Raw genomic sequence first — 22,503 nt, forward strand, 5'->3', positions numbered from 1 at the left:
GCCCCGCGCACGCCGCCGGGCCGCTGTCTGCCGGGCCGCCGTCCGCGGGGGACGGCCCGCCACCTACCGGCCCGCCGGGTGACGCGGCGGTGACGGCCAGCCTGCCCACCTACCCCTTCCAGGAACGGCGCTACTGGTGGGCGGCGGCGCCCCCCACGGCCGGCGGCGTCGCCGCGGCGGGGATCGCTCCCGCCGACCATCCGCTGCTGGGCGGGGCCGTCGAGCTCGCGGACGGCCATGGTCACATCCTGACCGGCCGGCTGTCCCGGCGGACCCATCCCTGGCTGGCCGAGCACGCGTTCGCCGGATCCGTCCTGCTGCCGGGCACCGGGTTTTTGGAGCTGGCCCTGCGCGCCGCCGAACAGGTCGGATGCGGCCAGGTCGAGGAGTTCACCCTCGACGCCCCGCTGATCCTGCCCGAACGGGAGGCGGTGGATCTTCAGCTGCGCATAGACGGTCCCGACGACGACGGGAACCGGCCGCTGACCCTGCACGCCCGCCCCGCGGATGACAGCGGCGCGGCCTGGGTCCGGCACGCCGGTGGCCTGCTCGCGGCCGACGGGAAGGCCCACGGCACGGCCTACGGTCACCCGGGGACGGGCGGTGGGGCGGCCGAGCCGGATCCGGACGGCGACGCGTTCGCCGAACTGGCGGGACTCTGGCCGCCGCCCGGCGCCTCGGCGGTGGACCTCGACGGCGTGTACGAGCGCTTCGCCGCCGCCGGCTACGCCTACGGGCCGGCCTTCCAGGGCCTGCGATCGGTGTGGACCCGCGGCCAGGATGTCTTCGCCGAGGTCGCGTTGGCGTCCGAGCTGCGGGGCACGGCCAGCTCGTTCGCCCTGCACCCGGCGCTGTTGGACGCCGTGCTGCAGAGCCTGTGGGTCGCCGCCGGCCAGGGGGCGGATCCGGCCGGGCAGCCCGGCTCGGCCCGGCTACCGTTCTCCTGGGGCGGGGTGAGCCTGTTCGCGGCGGGCGCCGGTGCCCTGCGGGCCCGGCTGAGCCCGCAGGGTCCCGACCGGACCCGGATCGTCCTCGCCGACCAGAACGCGGGCCCGGTTGCCGTGGTGGAGTCGCTGGTCACGCGGCCGGTGGCGGACCAGCCCACGGGGCCCGCCGGTGTCGGCGACCGGCTGTTCGAGCTCGACTGGGTCGTCGTCTCGGCCGCCGACCAGAGCCCGCCCGAGGGCGACCGGCCCTGGGCCGCCCTCGGCGACGGGCCGCGGGCCGCGGGCGAGACCTGGGGACTGCCGACCCGGCGGTACCCGGACTTGGACGCGCTCGCGGCCACCCACCCGTCGGGCGATCTCCCCGCGGTCGTTCTGCTGCCGCTCATCCGGGACGCGGCGGGTGCGGGAGTCGGATCCGAGGACCCGCCGGACGAGGTACGGCGCGCGACCCACCGGGTGTTGGCCTGGCTGCGGGCCTGGCTCGCGGATGAGCGCTTCGAGTCATCGCGGCTGGTGGTGGTGACCCGGGGGGCGGTGGCGACGCGTCCCGGGGACGACGTGCGCGATCTCGCCGGTGCCGCGGTGTGGGGCCTGGTGCTCTCGGCCCTGGCGGAGGCTCCGGACCGGTTCGTGCTGCTCGACCTGGATCCTGGCGTCAATCTGGATTCTGGCGTCGACCGGGATTCTGGCGTCGCCGACAGCGCGGGGGAGGTCCGCGGGGATCGCGGTGGTGCGGCCTCGACCGAGGCGCTGGTCGCCGCGGCGCTGGCGAGCGGGGAGCCGCGGCTGGCGATCCGCGACGGTGCGGCCCGGGCCGCCCGGCTCGTCCGGGCCCCGGCCCCGCCGTCGACCGGCGAAGACGCGCCCGCCCGCTGGCACCGGGACGGAACGGTCCTGGTCACCGGCGGCACGGGCGTCCTGGGCGCGCTGGTGGCCCGGCATCTCGCGCACGTGCACGGGGTGCGGCGGCTGCTGCTGGTCAGCCGGCGTGGCGCGGCCGCCGAGGGCGCGGCCGACCTCGTCGCCGACCTGGCGCGCTCCGGCGTCGAGGTGTCCGTACGGGCCGTCGATGTGGCCGACCGGGAACACCTGGCCGACCTGCTCGCCGCTGTCCCGGCCGATCATCCCCTGACCGGCATCGTGCACTGCGCGGGTGTCCTCGACGACGCGATGATCCCGGCGCTGACCCCCGAACGGCTGGATCCGGTGCTGCGTCCCAAGGTTGACAGCGCCTGGCACCTGCACGAACTGACCCGCCAGCTTGACCTGTCGGCGTTCGTGCTGTTCTCCTCGGCCGCCGGCGTCTTCGGCGGCCCCGGCCAGGGCAGCTACGCCGCGGCCAACGCCTTCCTCGACGCCCTCGCCCACCGGCGGCGGGCGGCGGGCCTGCCCGCGACGTCGCTGGCGTGGGGGCTGTGGGAGCAGCGCAGCGAGCTGACCGGACGGCTCGGCGACCCCGACCGGCGACGGCTGGAACGCGCCGGAGTGCGGGCGCTGACCTCGGCCGAGGGGCTGCGACTGTTCGATGTGGCCCTGGCCGCGGACCGGGCCCTGCTGGTCCCCGTCCGCCTCGACCTCGCCGCCCTCGGCGGGCGGGCCGGGCCGGGCGGCGTCCCGCCGCTGCTGCGCGGGCTAGTCCGGGCCCGTCCGCGCCGCGCCGCGGGCGTGGACGCGGTGAGCGACGACGCGTCCGACGCCCTGCGGCGGCGGCTGCTCGCGGTCCCCTTCGAGGAACGCGGCGAGATCCTCGCCGAGCTGGTGCTCGGCCAGGTCGGGGCCGTCCTCGGGCACACCCCGGGGTCCGCCGCGGCGGGGGGACGGGCGTTTCGCGAACTGGGTTTCGACTCGTTGACGGCGGTCGAACTACGCAACCGGCTCGGCGTGGCCACCGGCCTGCGGCTGCCCGCGACCCTGGTCTTCGACTATCCGACCCCCGCGGTACTGGGCGGCTACCTGCGCGACGAACTCGCCCCCGCCCGGGGCGAGCCGTCCGGGTCAGGCGAACCGTCCGGGTCGGGTGGGCCGTCCGGGTCGGGGGAGTCGGCCTGGTCGGGGGAGTCGGCCGGTGCGGCGGGCACCGTCGGGTCGGGCGCCGCGCTCGGGCGCCAGGAGGCGATCGCGTCGATGGACCTCGACGATCTCGTCCAGCTCGTCCTCGGGGACCGGGAGGCGTCCGACGCCGCCGGCCGGCCCGGGATTCCCGGATCGAACGGAGCTGGCGACGCCGACGTCGCGTCCCGGCCTGACGGGGGGAGTCAGTGATGGCCACGTCGGCGGAGAAGGTCGTCCAGGCACTGCGGACGGCGCTGCTGGACAATGACACGCTGCGCGAACGCAACCGCGACCTCGCGGACGCCGCGCGCGAACCGATAGCGATCGTCGGCATGGGCTGCCGCTACCCGGGCGGGGTGCGGTCCCCCGAACAGCTCTGGCGCCTGGTCGCCGACGGCGTCGATGCCGTCGGGCCCTTTCCCGCCGACCGCGGCTGGGACGTCGACGCCCTGTTCGACCCCGACCCGGATCGTCCGGGCACCCTGTACACGGCCGAGGGCGGTTTTCTCGCCGACGCCGACGCCTTCGACCCCGACTTCTTCGGTATCTCGCCGCGGGAGGCACTCGCGATGGACCCGCAGCAACGGGTCCTGCTGGAGATCGCCTGGGAGGCGGTCGAACGGGCGAACATCGACCCGCACAGCCTGCGGGGCTCCGCCACCGCGGTGTTCGTGGGGGTGATGGCGACCGACTACGCCGCCCGCCTACCCGCCGTCCCCCCCGACGTCGAGGGCTTCCTCGGCACCGGCACGTCGTCGAGCGTGGCATCCGGACGTATCGCCTACGAGCTGGGCCTGGAAGGTCCGGCGCTGACCCTGGACACGGCCTGCTCGTCGTCTCTGGTGGCCCTGCACCTGGCCTGCCAGGCGCTGCGCCGCCGCGAGTGCGGGCTCGCCCTCGCCGGGGGCGTCACGGTCATGGCGAGCCCGGGGCTGTTCATCGGGTTCAGCCGGCAGCGTGGGCTGTCCCGCGACGGCCGGTGCAGGTCGTTCGCCGACGCGGCGGACGGCGCCGGGTTCGGCGAGGGAGCCGGCCTGCTGCTGCTCGAACGGCTCTCGGACGCCCGCCGGGCCGGCCGGCTGGTGCTCGCGGTCCTGCGCGGCTCGGCGGTGAACTCCGACGGGGCCAGCAACGGGCTGACGGCGCCGAACGGCCCGTCCCAGCAGCGGGTGATCCGGGCCGCGCTGGCGGACGCGCGCCTCGACCCGGCGCAGGTCGACGCGGTCGAGGGGCACGGGACCGGGACGACCCTCGGTGACCCGATCGAGGCCCAGGCACTGCTGGCGACCTACGGACGGGACCGGGATCCGCGGCGGCCGCTGTGGCTGGGGTCGCTGAAGTCCAACGTCTCCCACACGCAGGCCGCCGCCGGGGTCGGCGGCGTCATCAAGATGGTCATGGCGATGCGCCATGGGCTGCTCCCGCGGACCCTGCACGTGGACGGGCCCAGCCGCACCGTCGACTGGACCGCGGGCGCGGTCCGACTGCTCACCAAGGCGATGCCGTGGCCAGCCGACGACCGTCCACGCCGCGCCGGCGTCTCCTCGTTCGGGGTCAGTGGGACGAACGCCCACCTCATCGTCGAACAGGCCCCGGCCGACGCCCCGGCCGCCGGCCGGGCGGGCGGTCCGGCGGGCGGTCCGCCCGACTCGCCGCTCGCCCCGGCCGCCCCGGCCCCTGCGGCCCCCGAAGGCGCCGACGCCGTGGTTCCCGTGCCGCTCGTCCTGTCCGCGCATGACGACGAGACCCTGCGAGCCCAGGCCGAACGGCTGCGCGCCCGACTGTCCGGCGAGGGGTCCTGGCGCCCGGCCGACGTCGGGCACACCCTCGTGGCGGCCCGTGCACGGCATTCACACCGGGCGGTCGCCGTCGGCTCGGGCCCGGACGAGCTGCTCGGCGCACTCGACGCGGTGGCCGACGGGCGCCCCACCCCCCTGGTCGCCACTGCGGTGGCGGACGCCGCCCGGTCGCCGGTGTTCGTCTTCTCCGGCCAGGGCAGCCAATGGGCCGGGATGGCGCTGGAGCTGGCGGAGTCCTCGCCGGTGTTCCGGTCCCGGCTCGACCTGTGCGCGCAGGCGCTCGCCCCGCACGTCGACTGGTCGTTGTGGGACGTCCTGCGTGGCGTTCCCGGCGCGCCCGGCCTGGACCGGGCCGGCGTTGTCCAGCCGGCGCTGTTCGCGGTGATGACGGCGACGGCGGAGCTGTGGCGAACGTTCGGGGTCCGGCCGGCGGCGGTGGTCGGACACTCCCAGGGCGAGATCGCCGCGGCCTGCGTCGCCGGAGCGATCAGCCTGCCCGACGCGGCGCTCGCCGTCGCGCGCCGCGGTGCGGCGTTGGAGGCCGAGCTCGGCGGGCGCGGCGGGATGGTCGCGGTGGCGCTGCCCCGGGCCAGGGCCGACACGTTGCTCGCACCCTGGGATGGGCGGCTCGCCGTCGCAGCGGTCAACGCGTCGGACTCGATCGTCGTCTCGGGGGAGACCGTCGCCCTGGGCGAGCTGGTGGAGCGCTGCGCGGCGGACGGGACGCGGACCCGGCCCATCGCCGTCGACATCGCCTCCCACTCACCGGCGGTCGAGCGCGTCCGCGACCGGCTGCTGGCCGGGCTCGGGCCCGTGCGGCCGGTCTCCGTCCCGACACCGTTCTACTCCACGGTGGACGGCGAACGGATCGACACCGCCTCCCTCGACGCCTCCTACTGGCTGCGCAACACCCGCCAGACAGTGGAGTTCGAGCGGGCGGTCCGCGCTCTGCTGGCCGATGGGCACCGGACATTCGTCGAGATCGGCCCGCATCCGGTGTTGACCGCCGCGATCCAACAGACCGCCCTGGACGCCGGACTCGACCTCGCCGGCGTGGCCGGAGCCGGGCCGGACGCCGTCGTGACCGTCGCCTCGGGGCGGCGCGGCGCGGGTGGTCTCGACCAGTTCCTGCTCGGGATGGCCGCGGCGCACGTCCACGGGGTGCCGGTGGACTGGACCGCCGCGTTCACCGGCACCGGAGCGCGCCTCGTCGACCTGCCGACCTACCCGTTCCGGCGGCGCCGCTTCTGGCTCGAGGCGGACCGCGGCATCGGAGGCGACGCTTCGTCGGTCGGCCAGGCCGCGGCCGACCATCCGCTGCTGGACGCTGCCGTGGACTGGCCGGACGCCGGGCCGGCGGTGCTCACCGGCCGCCTGTCCGCCCGGACCCACCCGTGGATCGCCGACCACGCGGTCACCGGCGTCGTGCTGCTGCCCGGGACGGCGCTGGTGGAACTCGCGATCCGAGCGGGCGACCAGGTCGGGCTGGACCAGGTGGAGGAGCTGACCCTGCCGGCGCCGCTGATTGTCGCGGCCGATACGGCGATCCACCTGCAGGTCCTCGTCGGTGCGGTCGACTCGTCGGGACGGCGCGGCATCGACATCCGGTCCCGGGCCGAGCCGTCCCCCGTCGCCGCCGCCGAGCACGGTGTGGACGAACACGGTGTGGACGAGCGGAACCCGTGGACAACCCATGCGACCGGAGTGCTGTCGCGCCGGGCGCGGACCCGGCCGAACGTGGATTCGGACGCGGCCGGGGCATGGCCGCCTACCGGCGCGCAGCCGGTCGACCTCGAGGGCTTCTACGAGCGGTTCGCGGAGTCCGGCTTCGCCTACGGTCCAGCCTTCCGGGGACTGCGGGCGCTGTGGCGCCGGGATGCGGAGCTGTTCGCCGAGGTCGCCCTGCCGACGGAGCAGCGCACCGACGTCGGACGGTTCGGGCTGCACCCGGCGTTGCTCGACGCCGCGTTCCACGCCGTCGCCCTGCTCGGCGAGCCGGTTGCGGCGGGAACGCTCGGCCGGCTGCCGTTCTCGTGGTCCGACGTCCAGCTGCAGGCCACCGGAGCCACCGCCCTGCGGGTCCGGCTCACCCCGCGGGAACCCGACGTGGTGTCACTGCTCGCCACCGACGCCGCCGGCCGGACCGTCGTCTCCGTGGGCGCGCTGACCCTGCGCCCGGTTCCCGCGGGGGCGCTGGGCCAGGCGGAAAGCGCCGCCCGCGCCGCCCGGCTCGCCGGCACCGACAGCCTCTTCCGGATCCGGTGGGCGCCGATGAGCACGGACCTCCCGGCCCGGCGGGGCGCTGCCCCCCGAGCGGCCGCGGTACTCGGTCGCACTCACGACGGCCTGGCACACGACGGCTCGGCGCGGGACCGCTCGGCACACGACGGCCTGACGCGGGACGGGTTCGTCGCCGGGCTCGCCGCCACCGGCACGCCGGTCCGCTCGGCTGGGGAGCTCCGCGACCTGACGGCGCCGGGCCCGCCCGCCCCGGACCTGGTGTTCACCATCATCCCCGGCGGCGATCCGGACCACGATGTCCCGGCCGCGGTGCGGGCGGCCACCACCGCCGCGCTGGCGCTGCTGCACTCCTGGCTCGCCGACGAGCGGTTCGCGGCCAGCCGGCTGGTGTTCGTGACCCGGGACCTGGTCGCCGCGGACGGCAGCGTGGACGGCAGCGCCGGCGCCGGGGCGCCCCGGCGGCCCGGGTGGAGTCTCGCGGCCGCCGCGGTCCGCGGGCTGGTCCGTTCGGCCCAGTCGGAGCATCCGGACCGTTTCGTGCTGGTCGACATCGACGACCACGTGGAGTCGTACGCGATCCTCCCGGCGGCGCTGACGACCGACGAGCCGCGGCTCGCGGTGCGCGAGGGGATGGTCCGCGCCGAACGGCTGGCCCGGCTCACCGCGGCCGTCGGCGGGGCCGCCGGCGGGGCCGCGCCGGTCTGGGCGACGCATGGGACGGTCCTGGTCACCGGGGCCACCGGCACGCTCGGTCGGCTGGTCGTGCGCCACCTCGCCGCCACCCACGGGGTGCGGCGGTTCCTGCTGCTCAGCCGGCATGGCATCCGGGCGGATGGTGCGGTGGAGTTCCTCGGGCAGCTCGCCGACCTCGGGGTCGACGCCACCCTCACGGCGTGCGACGTCGGCGATCGTGACGCGCTCGCCGGCGCGCTGGCGAGCGTCGCGGCTGAGTATCCGCTCACCGGCGTGGTGCACACGGCCGGTGCGGTGGACGACGGGGTCGTCGCCGCGCTCACCCCGGCGCGGATCGGCGCGGTGCTGCGGCCGAAGGCGAACGCCGCCTGGTATCTGCACGAACTGACCCGCGGCGCGGACCTGACCGCCTTCGTCCTGTACTCGTCGGCGGCCGGGGTGTTCGGTAGCGCCGGGCAGGGCAACTACGCCGCGGCCAACGCTGTCCTCGACGCCCTGGCGGTCCAGCGCCGGGCGGCCGGGCTGCCGGCGACGTCGCTGGCCTGGGGAATGTGGGAACAGCGCAGCACGCTGACCGCCCATCTGGGCGCGGCCGATCTGGCGCGGATGTCGGCCGGCGGGACCCGGCCGCTGTCGACCGGGCAGGGACTGGCCCTGTTCGACGCGGCCCTGGCGGCCGATGTGCCGGTGGCCCTGCCGATCCAGCTGACCCCCACGGCCCTGCGTCGACGAACCGGCCGGCCGGCGCCGGCGTCGGCGGCGGGGGAGCGGGCTACGGGGGCGGACGTGGTGCCACCGCTGTTGCGCGGCCTCGTCGACGGCCCGGACCCCACCCGCCGGGGTCCCACCCGCCGGGTCGTCGACGCCGCCGTCGAACGCGGTGCGTTCGTAAGCCGGCTGGCCGGGCTCGGCGAGCCCGAGCGCGAGGCGATCCTGGTCGAACTGGTCCGCGCCGATGTGGCGGCGGTGCTCGGGCATGCCAGCACCGACGAGGTGACGGCGCACCGCAGCTTCCTGGAGCTGGGATTCGACTCGCTGACCGGCATCGGACTGCGTAACCGGCTGGCCGACGCCACCGGGCTGCGGCTGCGGCCCACCGTCGTCTTCGACCATCCGACCCCCGTCGACCTCGCCCGGCATCTGTCCGCCGAGCTGGCCGGCGCGGTTCTGGACGACGGGCGGGCCGCCACGGGCGACGCGCCGTCGCCGGATCCCGCCGCCGGCCCCGCTTCGCCCGATCCGGCGGCGGGGGTGAACGCCGAACCGGCCACCGCGCTGTTTCGCCAGGCCACCGCCGCCGGCAGGATCAAGGTCGGGTTGGACCTGCTGCGGGACGCGGCGCTGCTGCGGCCGATGTTCACCGGCGTCGACGGCCTCGCCCGGATCGCCGAACCGGTCCGGATCGCCCGCGGGCCCGCCCGCCCGCCGGTCATCTGCTTCTCGTCCTTTGTCGCGCTCGGCGGGGTCCACCAGTTCCTGCGGTTCGCGTCGTTCTTCCGCGGCGAACGGGACGTGTCCGTGGTGGCGCTGCCCGGCTTCGAGGACGACGAGCCGCTGCCGACGAGTGTCCACGCCCTGATTGACCTGCTGGCCGAGACCGTCGCCATCCACGGCGCCGCGGCGCCGCCGGTCCTGTTGGGCGCGTCGTCGGGTGGCCTGCTCGCGGTCGCCGCGGCGCGGGCGTTGGAGCGCCGGGGACTCCACCCGGCGGCCGTCGTCCTGCTCGACACCTACCTGGCCAGCGACCAGGCCATCGCCCAGTTCCAGGACGTGCTGGTCGGCGGGATGTTCGAGCGGGAGGGGGCGTTCGTCGCGATGAACGACACGCGACTGACGGCTATGGGCTGGTACTGCGACCTGTTCGCGGACTGGGCCCCGGAGCCGATGTCGACGCCCGTCCTGCTCGTGCGGGCCTCCGAACCGCTGGTCGACGTCGCGCCCGAGGACCTGGCGACGGACTGGCGTTCCTCCTGGCCGAACGCCCACACCGTCCTCGACGTGCCGGGGAACCACTTCACCATCGGCGAGCAGCACGCGGAGGTCACCTCCGGCGTCGTCCGCGACTGGCTCCAGAACACCCTCGGCGAGCAGGCGGGGCACAACGCAGGCGGGACACCAGCGAGCCGAGCACTCGTGAACGGTGGCGACGACCGGACCCCGACGAAGACGAAAGGCCGACCATGACCGACATCGCTGTCCTCGAAAGCCTGTGGTTCCGTCGGTTCGCCGCCTCGCGGAACACCGGGATCCGCCTGGTCTGCTTTCCGCACGCCGGTGGATCGGCGACTTTCTACCAGCCTTTCGCGCGGGCTCTGGAATCCGTCACCGACCTGTGGGCGGTGCAGTATCCGGGCCGTCAGGACCGGCGGTCGGAGCCGCCCTTCGAAAGCATCGACGAGGTCGCCGACCAGGTGGCCGGGCTGCTCGGATCCGCCGTCGGCCCGCCGCTGGCGTTCTTCGGCCACAGCATGGGTGCGGTCGTGGCCTTCGAGGTGGCCCGCCGGCTTGACCGGGCCGGCCGACCCGGCCCGGTCGCCCTGTTCGTCTCCGGCCGCCGGGCCCCCTCGGTGCACCGGATCGAGCTGGTCCACCGGGGAACCGACGCCGACATCCTGAACGCGCTGCGCGAGCTCGCCGGGACGGACGCGCGGATTCTCGGCGACGAGGAGATCCAGCAGATGATCCTGCCCGTCGTGCGCGGCGACTACCGGGCCGTCGAGCGTCACCGTCACATTCCCGGACCCCCACTGACCTGTCCCGTCGTCGCCTTCGGCGGGGACGACGACCCGCATGCCTCGGTCGCGGATCTGCGTGCCTGGGCCGACCACACCACCGGTGCCTTCGAGGCGCGCATCTTCGCCGGCGGCCACTTCTATCTGGTGAACGAGCGCGATGGCGTCACGGCCGCCATCGCGGAAAACCTGACTGCCCGCACCGGAACCGGTCGGCGGTAGCAGCAGACAAGCACGGGTCGGTCGTTGACGCCGCATCGGGCGGCACCGCACGAAAGGATTCTGAGATGACCATCGGTTACATTCTCGGCGGCGGAATCAGCCACGATCCGGGTGCCGGAGCCGAGCTGTACGACGCCTTCGAGGTGATGCGCGCGCTCTACGCGGACATCAGCGGATGGACCGGTCTGACGCCGGCGCGGATCCGCACCGAGGAGCTGCCCGAGGAGCAGGAGGCCCGCCAGGCGATCGGCGCCATCCGTCAGGCGGCGCTCGCCCTCGGCATCCATGACATCCTCGCGGAGCAGGGCATACGCCCCGGCGCGGTGGGCGGGCTGAGCCTCGGCGCGATGAGCAGCAGCTGCCTGGCGGGTTCGATCGACCGGGAGGCGTTCTTCGGCCTGCTGTGGCAGACCCGGCTCACGCCGCCCCCGGCGCCGGACGCCCCCGCCCAGGGCCTCGCGCTCGCCTTCGTGCCGATCGGGGAGGACACCGAGACCTACCACGAGCCGGCCCGACCCGGTGTCCACCTCGCCGGCGACTTCGGTACCGCCTTCGACGGCACGAAGGCGATGCTGATGCTCGCCGGCTACCGGGACGCGCTGGAGGCCCTGTCCGCGCAGGTTCCGCCCGGGACGGTGGTGATCCTGCCTGGGGTGACGACGGCGGTGCACAGCCCGCTGCGTCAGGCGGCCAACGACTTCCTGGCACCGTACATCGAGGCGGTCGAGTTCCGCGCGCCCACAATCCCGCTGGCGTCCTGCCTGGAGGACAAGGCGCTGACCACCGGCGACCAGGTCCGCGACCTGTTCCTGCGCAACGCCGTCACCCCGATCAGCATGGTCCACCTGATCTCGGGCCTCGCGCTCAGCGGCACCCGGCTCGGGGTGGTGGTGGGCCCGGCCGTGCCGGAAGGTGTCATCGCCTTTCCATTCCCGGTCGTCCATGTGGAGAAGCCGGAACACCTCGCGGATCTGAGCACCGCCATCTACGATCTCGGCATCGACCTCGCGCTCTCGCGCGGAGCCTGACGTGCCCGCGCTGGTGGGGGCGCCGGGGCCGCGGTACGCGGCGCTGACCGAGCGATGGCTGGCCGAGGACATCGACGACTGGGCGGTGCGGGTCGTGCGGCGCCACTTCGACCCGGAGGGGGGCAGCCCCTACTGGCTCGCCCGCGCCGCCGACCTGCCGTTCGACCCGCGTGACATCACCCGCTACGACGAACTGACCAGCCTCGGGCCGTTTCCCCTCGACGTCCTGCGCGAGGCGGATCCGACCGGGTTGGTGCCCCGGTCCGTACCCAGGCCGCTGACCGGGCGGATCTGGGAGTCCGGCGGCACGACCGGCAGCCCGTGCCGGGTCTACTACACCGAGGAGATGATCCTGCACCGCGGGGTGTGGCGGCGCTGGTCCTTCGTGACCGAGGGATTCGAGCCCGAGCGCCGCTGGCTGCACGCGACCCCGACCGGCCCGCACCTGATCGGCAACGGCGCCTGGGAGATCTCCGAGCTGTACGCCTCGCTGGTCTACGGCATCGACATGGACCCCCGCTGGGTCAAACGGCTGATCCGCGCGGGACGGCACAAGGACGCGGCCGACTACACCGACCATCTGCTCGAACAGATCAGTACGGTGCTCGCCACCCAGCCGGTCGACTATCTGAACACCACCCCGGCGCTGTTCGCGGCGCTGGCCCGCCGGCATCCCGACCTCGCGGGACGTCTCGCCGGAGCCCGGCTCAGCGGCACCCAGCTCAGCGGGGACATGTACCGCGAGTTCGTCGCGGTCCTGGGTGAAGGTCCGTGCGGGGTCAGCTACGGCAACACCTTCGGCAATGCGGCCAGCCTGCCCGCCGAGCGCGACGGCGATCTGCTGCCCTACGTGCCCAACTATCCGCAGGTCACGATGGCGGTCGTCGACAAGGCGGACTGGCGGCGAACAGTCGGCTACGGCGAGGGTGGCCAGGTGCGCCTCACCGTCCTGCACGACGACCTGTTCCTGCCGAACGTGCTGGAACGCGACCAGGCCGTTCGCCATGACACCGGCGACGGCTGGCCCTGTGACGGTGTGGCCAACGTCCGTCCGTTGCAGATCGCCCAGTCGGCGCCGGAGGGACTGTACTGACGGATCCACCCGGGACCCGGCGGCGACAATGGGATGTCGCGGCGGCCCATCTCCTGGGTTCTCGACGTCGAGAACCCGTACCGCTGAGAGGGACTGCCATGCGCGCCATCACCGTCCGAGACCGCGCCGCCGGCGTCGGTGGACTCTCCCTGACGGAGCTGCCATACCCCCACGCCGCTGAGAACGACGTCATCGTGCGGGTGCATGCCGCGGGGTTCACCCCCGGAGAGCTTGACTGGCCGGCGACATGGACCGATCGCGCCGGTCGCGACCGGACGCCGAGCGTGCCTGGCCATGAGCTGTCGGGTGTCGTCGCCGCGCTGGGTTACGGAACCACCGGCCTGACCGTCGGCCAGCGGGTGTTCGGACTGACGGACTGGACCCGCAACGGCTCACTGGCCGAGTACGCCGCGGTGGAGGCCCGCGATCTCGCTCCGCTTCCGGCGGATGTCGACCACGTCGTGGCCGCGGCACTGCCGATCTCCGGGCTGACCGCATGGCAGGGCCTGTTCGACCACGGTCGCCTCGCGGCAGGCCAGACCGTCCTGATCCACGGCGCCGCGGGCGGTGTCGGTTCCATCGCGGTGCAGCTCGCGCGCGAGGCGGGGGCCCGGGTGATCGGTACAGGGCGGGCGGCCGGCAGGGACACCGCACTCGGCCTGGGCGCCGACACGTTCCTCGATCTGCAGTCCGATCAACTGGAGGATGCCGGCGAGGTCGACGTGGTGTTCGACGTGATCGGCGGCGACGTCCTCGACCGCTCGGCCGCTCTGGTGCGCGCCGGCGGCACGCTCGTCACCATCGCCGCGCCACCCAGGGTCCGACCCCGGGACGGGCGAACTGTCTTCTTCGTCGTCGAACCCGATCGCGTCCGGCTCGTGGATCTCGCCCGGCGAGTCCGGGACGGTCGCCTCAAGCCGATCGTCGGGGCCGTGCGGGCACTCCGGGAAGCGCCCGGGGCGTTCGCTCCCGACCGGCGCACCCCCGGCAAGACGATCATCAGGGTCGCGGAAGACCAGAAGTTGTCATGATCTCCTGCGCTCGCTGTCCAACGTGGCGAGCATCGCGGTGGGGTAGCGGTCGCCGGCGGCGAGCGGCTGGCCCAGAACCCGATGTCGGCCGCGCTCAACGGCGGGTTCGCCGACAGATACGGCCGGGACCGTTTCATCGCCTGGCGCTGGTTCACCAGTCCGGCGGTTCGGGGCACTTCCCCCGCGAGGACTGGGAGCACCACAGCCGGGCCCACGTGTCGGACCTCCGCGCCACACACGCCCGCCGGCGGGGCGACGAGGACGTCGAGTCGCTGGTGGCGGATCTGCTGCCGCGAGCGAGGAGGTCGCCGGCCGCTGGGCCGAACACGAGGTCCGGGTCCGCCGCGCCGACCACAAGCGGATCATCCACGACACCTTGGACGACCTCGGTCTCGACACCGTCGACCTCGCGCTGGACTATGACGGTCAGCGTCGCCCGCAGAGATCGTGTTGGCCTTGAGCTGCCGATGGTCGGGGGTAGCGACAACCTCCCTCTCTGACCGTGTAGCATCTCCGATGTGCACGGGCGAGGCCCGTGACCACCTGTCCGGGTGGCGGAATGGCAGACGCGCTAGCTTGAGGTGCTAGTGCCCTTTATCGGGCGTGGGGGTTCAAGTCCCCCCTCGGACACTCTTTGTGATTGCCAGATTACTTCAAGTTATCTACCACAGATGATATTGACGTAGCCAGCCGCATCGCGGTCAGTGGCTAGGACACGAGCAGGATCATTAGCCGACCCCCGCCCAGGTGGCCGCGACGATCGGCTGCGGCGGCGGGGCCGCTGCGCACTGTGGTCAACTTTGCGGAGATCGGTCCGTCGGCGTGCGTTCTGGGTTGTCGGGGCGTCAACACGGCGTCGGTGGCGGCCCCGAGGGGCAGATCGGCCAGGTGGCCTACTCCTCGTCGAAGGGCGGCGTCGTGGGCCTGACGCTTCCGGCGGCCCGTGATCTGGCGCAATTCGGCATTCGGGTGCTCACGATCGCGCCCGGTATTGTCGACACGCCGATGCTGGCGACGGTGAGTGAGGCCCCGTCGCAGGCGTCGCGCTGGTTGGTGGAAGCGGTGGCCACGGCCGGTTCGATCGGCGTCTGTCCGCAGAGCCTGAACGCCTATACGATCGGCGCGGCGATGAACCGCAATCTGTCAGGCAGGCTGCGCATGCGCGACCACCGGCGGTGTAGCTGCTGTCGATGGTGGCGGCGGGGACGGTCGACCCGTCCCTGATCATCACCCAACACCAGCCGGTGTCCTCCGCCCGGCACAAGGGTGGCCGTGTCCTCGCCCCCTCCCGCCGCGTCCTCCCCGGCGTCCGCCTGGTGACGTCCGACGCACACCGCAGCCTGATGAACGCGATCGTCACCACCCTGCCCGTGGGCGTGCGGCGCAGGGTGCCGTATGCCCAAGCCTGCACGGAATGCCAGTACAGCGGTCATCTCCACCTGGCCAGGACTTATGTGAAGCTCAGACTTCCGGGAGGGCCTCGCTGAGTCGAAGGGCCTCCCAGATATCATCGACCTTTGACTCCGAGAGTGCTCCGGCGCGTTCGATCAAGTCCTGCTCCGTCACTGCTGTAAGCCATGTGCAGGGGACCATGCCGGGACTTGGAAAGAGCACCCGTATGACACCATCGAAGGGAAGCCCGTCGGCCGAGCCCAGCGCCACTTCAAGCCCGACCCCGGTGAGGTCGACGTTGGCCGGCTCGACGATCTGCACTGCCTGGAATCTGGAGTTCGAGGGCTCGGACAGCAGCACAACGGGCCGCCGCTCACCGAAGTCCGCCCACCACACTTCACCACACTGCATGGAGCCTCTCCTGTCTGGTCCCGGCCAGGATAGTGGGAGGTGGGGCGACGAGTGGACAAGGGATCCTGCCGGCAATGCGTCGTCGCTTGCTGGACGGCGCCCTGACCACCGTGAAGATAAGTGCAAATTCTCCGATTCGTCGGCTTGGCGCCGGTGACGCGCTGAGAGCCGGCGGAGTCACTGTCATCTGAACGCTGCGTGCGGTTCCGCTATGGGCGGTATCCCACCGGCGGGGTCCAGGGTGGCACGACGACTCGGGCGCTCTCCTCGTCCGGTCGTCCGATGCCGAATGCTGCCCGCTCGGCGACGTCGCCGGTCCTCCCCGCCGGCCTCTTGCTGACATATGTCATTGACAAGTGCCGGCGAAAGACGGTAAGACTACCGGCATGCCGGACGAGAGCGGGCTCGCGCAACCGCGACACCATGAGCCGCCGAAGCAGGACGAGTCCCCACCCGCCAGGTCCGCGGACGGCCACAGCAGGAACCACGCGCGGAGGCGGGCGTCGCATCCCCCTGCCCCGCAGGGCGGGCTCACGCCAGCGGCCTCGGCCTTCTCCGTGCGGGACGCCGCCCCCCATACGCCCCGCGCCGCCCCTGACCCCTCCGCGGGCAATGCCGTGCCGGAACGCCGCTGGCGGATCCTCGCGGTGCTGGCGCTGGTGCAGCTGATGATCGTTCTCGACACGACGGTGGTCAACATCGCGCTGCCCTACGCGCAGGTCACGCTTGGCTTCTCGAACGGCGACCGGCAGTGGGTGGTGACCGCCTACTCCCTGGCGTTCGGTGCTCTGCTGCTGCCGGGCGGGCGCCTGGCCGACCTGATCGGGCGGGAACGGGCGCTGCTGATCGGCCTGGTGGGTTTCGCGGCGGCGTCGGCTCTGGGCGGCGCGGCACGGCATTTCACGATGCTCGTCGCGGCGCGTGCCGCGCAGGGAGCATGCGGCGCACTACTCGCGCCCGCGGCGCTCGCGCTGGTCTCCACCACGTTCGCCACCGGGGTCGATCGAGTGAAGGCGCTCGGGATCTATGGTGGCGTCGCGGCCGCGGGAGCATCCCTCGGCCTGCTCGCCGGCGGATTCGCGACCGAATACCTCGACTGGCGCTGGACGCTCTATCTGAACGACGCGCTCGCTGCCGTCGCCCTGGTCGGAGTACTGGCCCTGCTGCCGCGACGGCCCGGCGAGTATCGGGCACGCATCGACCTGGTCGGCACCGTCCTCGTGTCCTCGGGCCTCTTCGCGATCGTCTACGGGTTCGGCACGGCCGTCGGTGATGCAGGTGAGGCCCGGTGGACGCATGCCTCGACCATCGCCTTCCCACTTGCCGGCGCGGCGCTGCTCGCTGCGTTCATCGGCTGGGAGCGGCGCACCGCCATGCCGCTCCTTCCGCTACGGATCGTCCTCGACCGCGACCGCGGCGGCTCCTACCTCGCGATCTTTCTGTCCGCCACCGGGTCCTACGCGGTCTTCCTGTTCCTTGCCTACTATCTGCGGTCGACGCTCGGCCTGTCCGCCGTGATGACCGGCCTGGCCTTCCTGCCGATGACCGTCATGATCCTGGTCACGGCAGGCGTCGGCAATGTCGCACTCAGCTCCCGGTTCGCTCCACGGTCGCTGGTCCCCGTCGGAATGCTGATCGCCGCGGCCGGGCTGGTACTGCTCGCCCACATCACCCCGGACTCCCACTATGCGACCGGAGTACTGCCGGGAATCACACTGTTCGGCGGTGGTCTGGGGCTCGTCTTCGGATCGGTGTTCGGTCTCGGAACTCTCGGTGTGCAGGGGGCGGACGCCGGCATCGCGTCGGCGACGCTGAACGTCGCCAACCAGATCGGTGGTTCGGTCGGTACCGCGCTGCTCAACACGATCGCGACCAGTGCGGTGACCGCCTACGTGTCCGGACACCACAGCTCGGTTCCGCCGTCGAGGCTCGCCGCCGAAGCAGCCGTCCACAGTTACGTGGTCGTGTTCTGGGTGGGCGCTGCCGTGTGCGTTGTGACCGCTTTCCTCATGCGCATGACACTTCGACCCGGTCTTCCGCACCTGGCCGACCAGGAGAGCGGTATGCACGGCCTGTGATCCGCGGCGGCTTCCATGTTCGTCGGGGATCGACCTACGGGAGGATTTCGGGAACATGCCAGGTTCGAGAAAACCAGTCCTCGTTTCCGGTGCGCTGGGTCAGCTTGGTCGACAGGTGACCGCGATCCTGCTGAGCCGCGGTCACCGGGTGATCGCCGTCGACCTGCGTACGAGCGCCACTCTTGCGGCGGCCAGGGATCTGACGCCCGCTCCCGGCGAGCCCGGCGAGCTGGTACCCGCCTTCGTCAATCTTCTCGACGAGGCAGCACTGCGGTCGCTGCTCGCCGAACGGCCGGTCTCCGCGGTTGTTCATCTCGCCGCGTCGGTGGCACCGTCGTGCTATCGGAATCCGGCGGCGGCGCGTCGGGTGAATGTGGACGGGACCGCCAATCTGGTCACCGCGGTCAGCGCACTGGCCACGCCACCGATGTTCGTGCAGGCTTCCAGCACCGCCGTGTACGGCCCGCGAAACCCACACCGCCTCACCGACCTCCTCACGGCCGACACGCCACTTGCACCGGTCGACTGCTACGGTACCCACAAGGTGGCGGCCGAACGCATTGTTGCCGGCAGTGGACTTCCCCACGCCATTCTGCGGCTCGCCGGGATCGTATCGCCCGACGGTGTTCGCATGCTTGACCCGGACTACTTCGTACTGCTACGGGCGACCCCTCGGGACAACCGTGTTCACACCGTGGATGTTCGGGACGCGGCACTCGCCTTCGCGAATGCCGCCGAGTCGACCACCGGCGCCCAGGGAAGAACCCTGCTGATCGGCGGCGGCGAGTCCTACAGGTTCCGACAGTGGGAGATCCAGGACGACATGATGCGTGCGCTCGGTGTCGGTGCCCTCGGGCCGTCGGCGTTCCTCCCGGGCGATCCCGACGACGACCGCGGCTGGGGATTGACGGACTGGCTCGACACAGCCGAGGCCGAGCGGATCCTGGGCTTCCAGCGCCATACCTGGGACGAGACCCGCACCTGGGTGGCCGGTTCGCTGGGCCGCCTGAGCATCGCGACCCGAGCGTCCGGGCCGGTGCTACGCGTGGCCCTCCGGGGTTTCCTGGCCGCGCAACGCCGATGGGAGCACCGCGGCGGCTACGCCGACCCGTGGGCCCTCATCAGCGCGAAGTATGGGATCGCGGCGCTGGCGACCGGTGCGGTCGCTACCTGACAAGCGCATCGGACGGGGGTGGAGCACTTCTGGCCCACCCGGCCAGCTGACGTTCGCCGGGAAAAGTAAGCACAGAAAGTCGGGCGCCCGGTTAACGGCCAGGGCCCAACGCGGTCGGCCCGGACTGTGGGACCGATCCCACAGTTCGATCGCATCAGCCGCACAAGCACCCCCATTCTCGACCGCAAAGCGCATTCTCGACCGCAAAGCATCATTGACACACTCCAATCAATGTCCTAATATTTCGGTACCAAATCCGGCTGTGCCGACCGCCGCGCGCAGGATGCGCGGCTCACGCCCCCGAAGCCGTACGGCTCTGCATCGGTAGTTCGTGGAGGCCGAAAACAGGGCCTCCGGACGTTCTGTGAGCGGAGCCGATGTCCCGTTTTCCGGGACGATCTGAGCCATATTTCGGAGGAATCATGGGCGTGTTGGCCACGCCCTCCGCCACACAGAATGGGGAGGCAACAGAAGATGACGGACCGGGGCGCTCACTTACGCCGGTTACTGGCCGCTGTCGTGCTCCTGGTGCTGGCCTGCGCGGCCTGTTCGAACTCGACTGACAACGGGCTGCCTCGGCAGGCCGCCGACGCCGCGCCGGGCGTCACCGACACGGAGATCCGGTTCGCCGCCCTCGGCACGATTTCCAACAACCCCATGGGCACCTGCATTCTGACCTGCTACCTGGAGGGCGCCAGGGCCTACTTCGCGTTTCGTAACAGCACGGGTGGAGTGCACGGACGCAGGCTTGTCATCTCCCGAACCGTCGACGACCGTTTCGGCGAGGACCAGCAGGGAGCCCTGCAGATCGTCGCCGCCAACGACACCTTCGCGACGTTGAGCGCACCCCAGATCGCCAGTGGCTGGCATGCCCTCAGCCGGGCCGGGATACCCGTCTACGGCACGCCGTACAACCCGGCCGAGATGGAGGGCCAGCAGTCGATCTACACTTCGACGGGTGCCCGGTGCATCACCTGCACGCTGCGCAGCTACGCCTATGTTGCCCAACTGGCCGGCGCACGGCGGGTGGCCGCACTCGGCTATGGCGTGACCCCGAGCGCCAGACAGTGCACCGGATCCATCCGGGACAGTATCAACCGGTATGCCGGCGCGACCAGCCAGCAGGTGGTGTACTTCAACGACAGCCTTCCCTTCGGCCTGGCAAACGGTGTCGGGCCCGAGGTGACCGCGATGAAGAAAGCCGGTGTCCAGGTCATCATGACCTGTCTGGACACCAACGCGGCGAAGACGGTCGCCCTGGAGCTCGAACGGCAGGGAATGCACCATGTTGTGCTGTATCTTCTGAACAGCTATGACCAGAAGTTCGTGCGGGCGTCAGGAGATCTCTTCGAGGGCGATATCACCGGGGTCTACTTCCGGCCGTTCGAGTCGAGAAGCACCGGCACCGGCCTCGAGGACTTCAACCGGTGGGTCTCCAGGACCGGCGGCCGGCCCACGGAGCTGGCCATGTACGGCTGGATCGCGGCGGATCTCGCCTACCGCGGGATCCTGGCTGCCGGGGAGCCCTTCACCCGCAGGTCCGTCGTGGCCGCGACGAACCGTTTCACCAACTACAGCGCCGACGGCGTCGTCAATCCGATCGACTGGTCCCGCCAGCACCAGGCACCGACCCCCGACGACCCGACGACCCACGATTCCAAACTTGAGTGCATCGCACTGATCCGAATCGGCACGGGCGGCTCCTTCGGGATCGCCGGCGCGACGAAGGACAAACCTTTCGCCTGCTGGTCGAACGCGGACCGCGGCTGGTCCAAGCCGACACCGACGAGCTTCCCCTGACCAAGGCAAACCGGTTGCGGTCCGCACTGCACCCCTCTCCTGACGGGTCGCGCGGACCCCTTTCCCGGCGTCATCCACCACGCCACCGTATTCACCCGCTCCTCTCCGGCGCCTTCTGACAAAGGGGTTCTCCCGATGCTTGCCGAAATTCTGAGCCTTGCTTTCGCCTGGGGCGTCTGCGCCTTGGTCGTCGTGTTCTGGTACTACCTCATGAGCCGCATCGGAACCTTCTAGGTCCGCACCGACGCAACCACCGGAAGCACGTGATGAGAGCAACGGAACAAAGTTCAGTACCGGCGGCGGAGCTACAACGACGGTGCGCCCTGGTCGCCACGACGCTGTCTCAGGGCAGCCGTGACGACGCGCGGCTGGTCACCGGTGAGCATCGCGGCTTCGGCCTGAACACGATGCGCACGGCCGTGCATGTCCCCCATCCACCGCTCGCCGCCGGCTGGAGCCTTCGAACGATGACGTGCGGGATAGCGCTTCAGGCAGCTCCCTCCAAGGATCGTGTCGCCGCGGTCGCCCTGGGCAACCTGGCCCCGCGCGAGCGGCTGGCTCTGGCGGTGGTTGAGAGCCGGGTCGCGCTGGGCTGGGTCGCCGCCGTCTGGCCCGGCCTGCTCCCTGAGTTCGCGCGGGTCCTCGGCGATCTGGAGACGGGGGATCCTGACCTGGACGGACGGGGCATGCTCGCCGCGGCCCTTCAGCTCGCCCGTTCCCGCACCGCACTCGCCGCCCACCCGCTGCTGGGCCGGCTGCCGCAGTCCTCGCCCCCGGGCCGTGGGCTGGCATCCACGCTGCGTCGACGCTACGGGCGGATGCCCTGGTCGTCGTCCCGCAGCGACCGGGCGCGGATTCACTCGATCCCGGTGGGCGGCGACGGCGGTGTCCAGAACCCCAATCTCCCGCCACCGAGCCGGCCCGAGGACGAGGAGATCGAGATCCAGCCCGACGAACGGGTCGGCGTTCCCTACCCCGAGTGGAACATGTGGACGCAGCGCTTCCTACCCGACCACGTCGCGGTGCTGGAGCGCCCGGCCGCGGCCATCGCCTCCCGGCCGGCACCCGTATCGCCCTCAGTAGGACGGTGGTTCCAGGAACACACCCACCGGTCGGTCCGCGGCGGTCTTGACGACGGCGCCGACCTGGACGTCAACCGCTATGTCGACCACGTCGTCTCCGCGGCGGCAGGTCATGCCCCCGAGCCCAGGGTGTTCCGCGACCTGGTTCCCAGCCTGAGGGACGTCACCACCGCCCTGCTGCTCGACGGCAGTGCGTCGCTCGGCGCCCATCACGGGACGATCTTCGAGGTGGAGCTCGCGTGCGCGGACGCCCTCTCGCAGGCGATGACCCTGGCCCGTGAACGGCACGGGATCTTCGTCTTCACCGGTGACACCCGCCATCGCGTCGACATCCGCTGCCTGAAGGACTTCGATCATCCGCGCTTCGTTGCCCCGAGCCGGGCGGGGCTCGTGACCGGCGGCTACACCAGGCTCGGTGCCCCGATCCGGCATCTCACCAGCCGCCTGCTCGGCCAGCACTCCGCACGGCGGCTGCTGATCCTGATCGGGGACGGTCTGATGTGCGACGAGGGCTACGAGGGCCGCTACGCCTGGGCTGACGTGGCGCATGCCGTCGAGGAGGCGGCCGACGGCGGCGTCGCCGTCTACTACATCGGCGTGGGAAGTGCCCGGGTCGACCCTCTTCCCGAGGTGTTCGGCCCACGCCGTTCCCAGCGGATCAGACAGGTCGAGGAGCTGCCGCGCGTGCTCGCCCAGGTCCACCGCGAGCTGGTGGCCGCGTGAACGGC

General features: G+C 72.2%; 12 protein-coding genes, 1 tRNA gene and 1 pseudogene. 13 read left to right on the top strand and 1 reads right to left on the bottom strand.

The genetic code is table 11. The annotated features are described in order from the left end of the window. The 9 genes and pseudogenes from MXD95_RS26545 to MXD95_RS29770 all read left to right on the top strand — a co-directional run. Nucleotides 1-3,209: type I polyketide synthase (locus MXD95_RS26545; RefSeq protein ID WP_250643473.1), on the top strand; the 3,209-nt coding region annotated here is incomplete at its 5' end. Further along, entirely contained in the window at nucleotides 3,209-9,916 is a 6,708-nt protein-coding gene (locus MXD95_RS26550; RefSeq protein ID WP_250643474.1) for a type I polyketide synthase, read from the top strand. The genes MXD95_RS26545 and MXD95_RS26550, both read left to right, overlap by 1 nt. Then, complete coding sequence (locus MXD95_RS26555; protein ID WP_250643475.1) at nucleotides 9,913-10,686, top strand: thioesterase II family protein; 774 nt, start codon at nucleotides 9,913-9,915, stop codon at nucleotides 10,684-10,686. The genes MXD95_RS26550 and MXD95_RS26555 overlap by 4 nt, the downstream gene beginning before the upstream one ends. 65 nt (nucleotides 10,687-10,751) lie before the next feature. Beyond that, a complete protein-coding gene (locus tag MXD95_RS26560) occupies nucleotides 10,752-11,714 on the top strand; it encodes a hypothetical protein (RefSeq protein WP_250643476.1) in 963 nt (320 codons plus the stop codon). 1 nt (nucleotide 11,715) lies between these two features. Continuing rightward, a complete protein-coding gene (locus MXD95_RS26565) occupies nucleotides 11,716-12,807 on the top strand; it encodes a hypothetical protein (protein WP_250643477.1) in 1,092 nt (363 codons plus the stop codon). Nucleotides 12,808-12,905: 98 nt separating this feature from the next. Further along, complete coding sequence (locus MXD95_RS26570; RefSeq protein WP_250643478.1) at nucleotides 12,906-13,838, top strand: NADP-dependent oxidoreductase; 933 nt, start codon at nucleotides 12,906-12,908, stop codon at nucleotides 13,836-13,838. A gap of 190 nt (nucleotides 13,839-14,028) precedes the next feature. Beyond that, nucleotides 14,029-14,298, top strand: coding sequence for an MmyB family transcriptional regulator (locus MXD95_RS29435; RefSeq protein ID WP_374122155.1), 270 nt, complete (start codon nucleotides 14,029-14,031; stop codon nucleotides 14,296-14,298). An 85-nt stretch (nucleotides 14,299-14,383) separates the two neighbouring features. Continuing rightward, nucleotides 14,384-14,468, top strand: a tRNA-Leu gene (locus MXD95_RS26575). 130 nt (nucleotides 14,469-14,598) lie between these two features. Next, a pseudogene (locus MXD95_RS29770) lies at nucleotides 14,599-14,864 on the top strand (SDR family NAD(P)-dependent oxidoreductase); the annotation flags it as partial. Between the two features lie 435 nt (nucleotides 14,865-15,299). Here MXD95_RS29770 and MXD95_RS26585 read toward each other — a convergent pair. Further along, entirely contained in the window at nucleotides 15,300-15,641 is a 342-nt protein-coding gene (locus MXD95_RS26585; protein ID WP_250643479.1) for a putative type II toxin-antitoxin system PemK/MazF family toxin, read from the bottom strand. A gap of 386 nt (nucleotides 15,642-16,027) precedes the next feature. Here MXD95_RS26585 and MXD95_RS26590 point away from each other — a divergent pair, with 386 nt between their 5' ends. The 4 genes from MXD95_RS26590 (at nucleotide 16,028) to MXD95_RS26605 (ending at nucleotide 22,498) form a co-directional block, all read left to right on the top strand. Then, entirely contained in the window at nucleotides 16,028-17,719 is a 1,692-nt protein-coding gene (locus MXD95_RS26590) for an MFS transporter (protein ID WP_250643480.1), read from the top strand. A 55-nt stretch (nucleotides 17,720-17,774) separates the two neighbouring features. Further along, nucleotides 17,775-18,893: an NAD-dependent epimerase/dehydratase family protein gene (locus MXD95_RS26595; protein ID WP_250643481.1), complete on the top strand. Its 1,119-nt coding sequence runs from the start codon at nucleotides 17,775-17,777 to the stop codon at nucleotides 18,891-18,893. A gap of 474 nt (nucleotides 18,894-19,367) precedes the next feature. Further along, nucleotides 19,368-20,693 (top strand): ABC transporter substrate-binding protein, encoded by a 1,326-nt coding sequence (locus tag MXD95_RS26600; RefSeq protein ID WP_250643482.1) that lies wholly within the window; start codon nucleotides 19,368-19,370, stop codon nucleotides 20,691-20,693. Between the two features lie 266 nt (nucleotides 20,694-20,959). Further along, complete coding sequence (locus tag MXD95_RS26605) at nucleotides 20,960-22,498, top strand: nitric oxide reductase activation protein NorD (RefSeq protein ID WP_250643483.1); 1,539 nt, start codon at nucleotides 20,960-20,962, stop codon at nucleotides 22,496-22,498. The last annotated feature ends 5 nt before the right edge of the window (nucleotides 22,499-22,503 follow it).

Source organism: Frankia sp. AiPa1, assembly GCF_023243075.1.
In the GTDB taxonomy this organism is placed as follows: domain Bacteria; phylum Actinomycetota; class Actinomycetes; order Frankiales; family Frankiaceae; genus Frankia.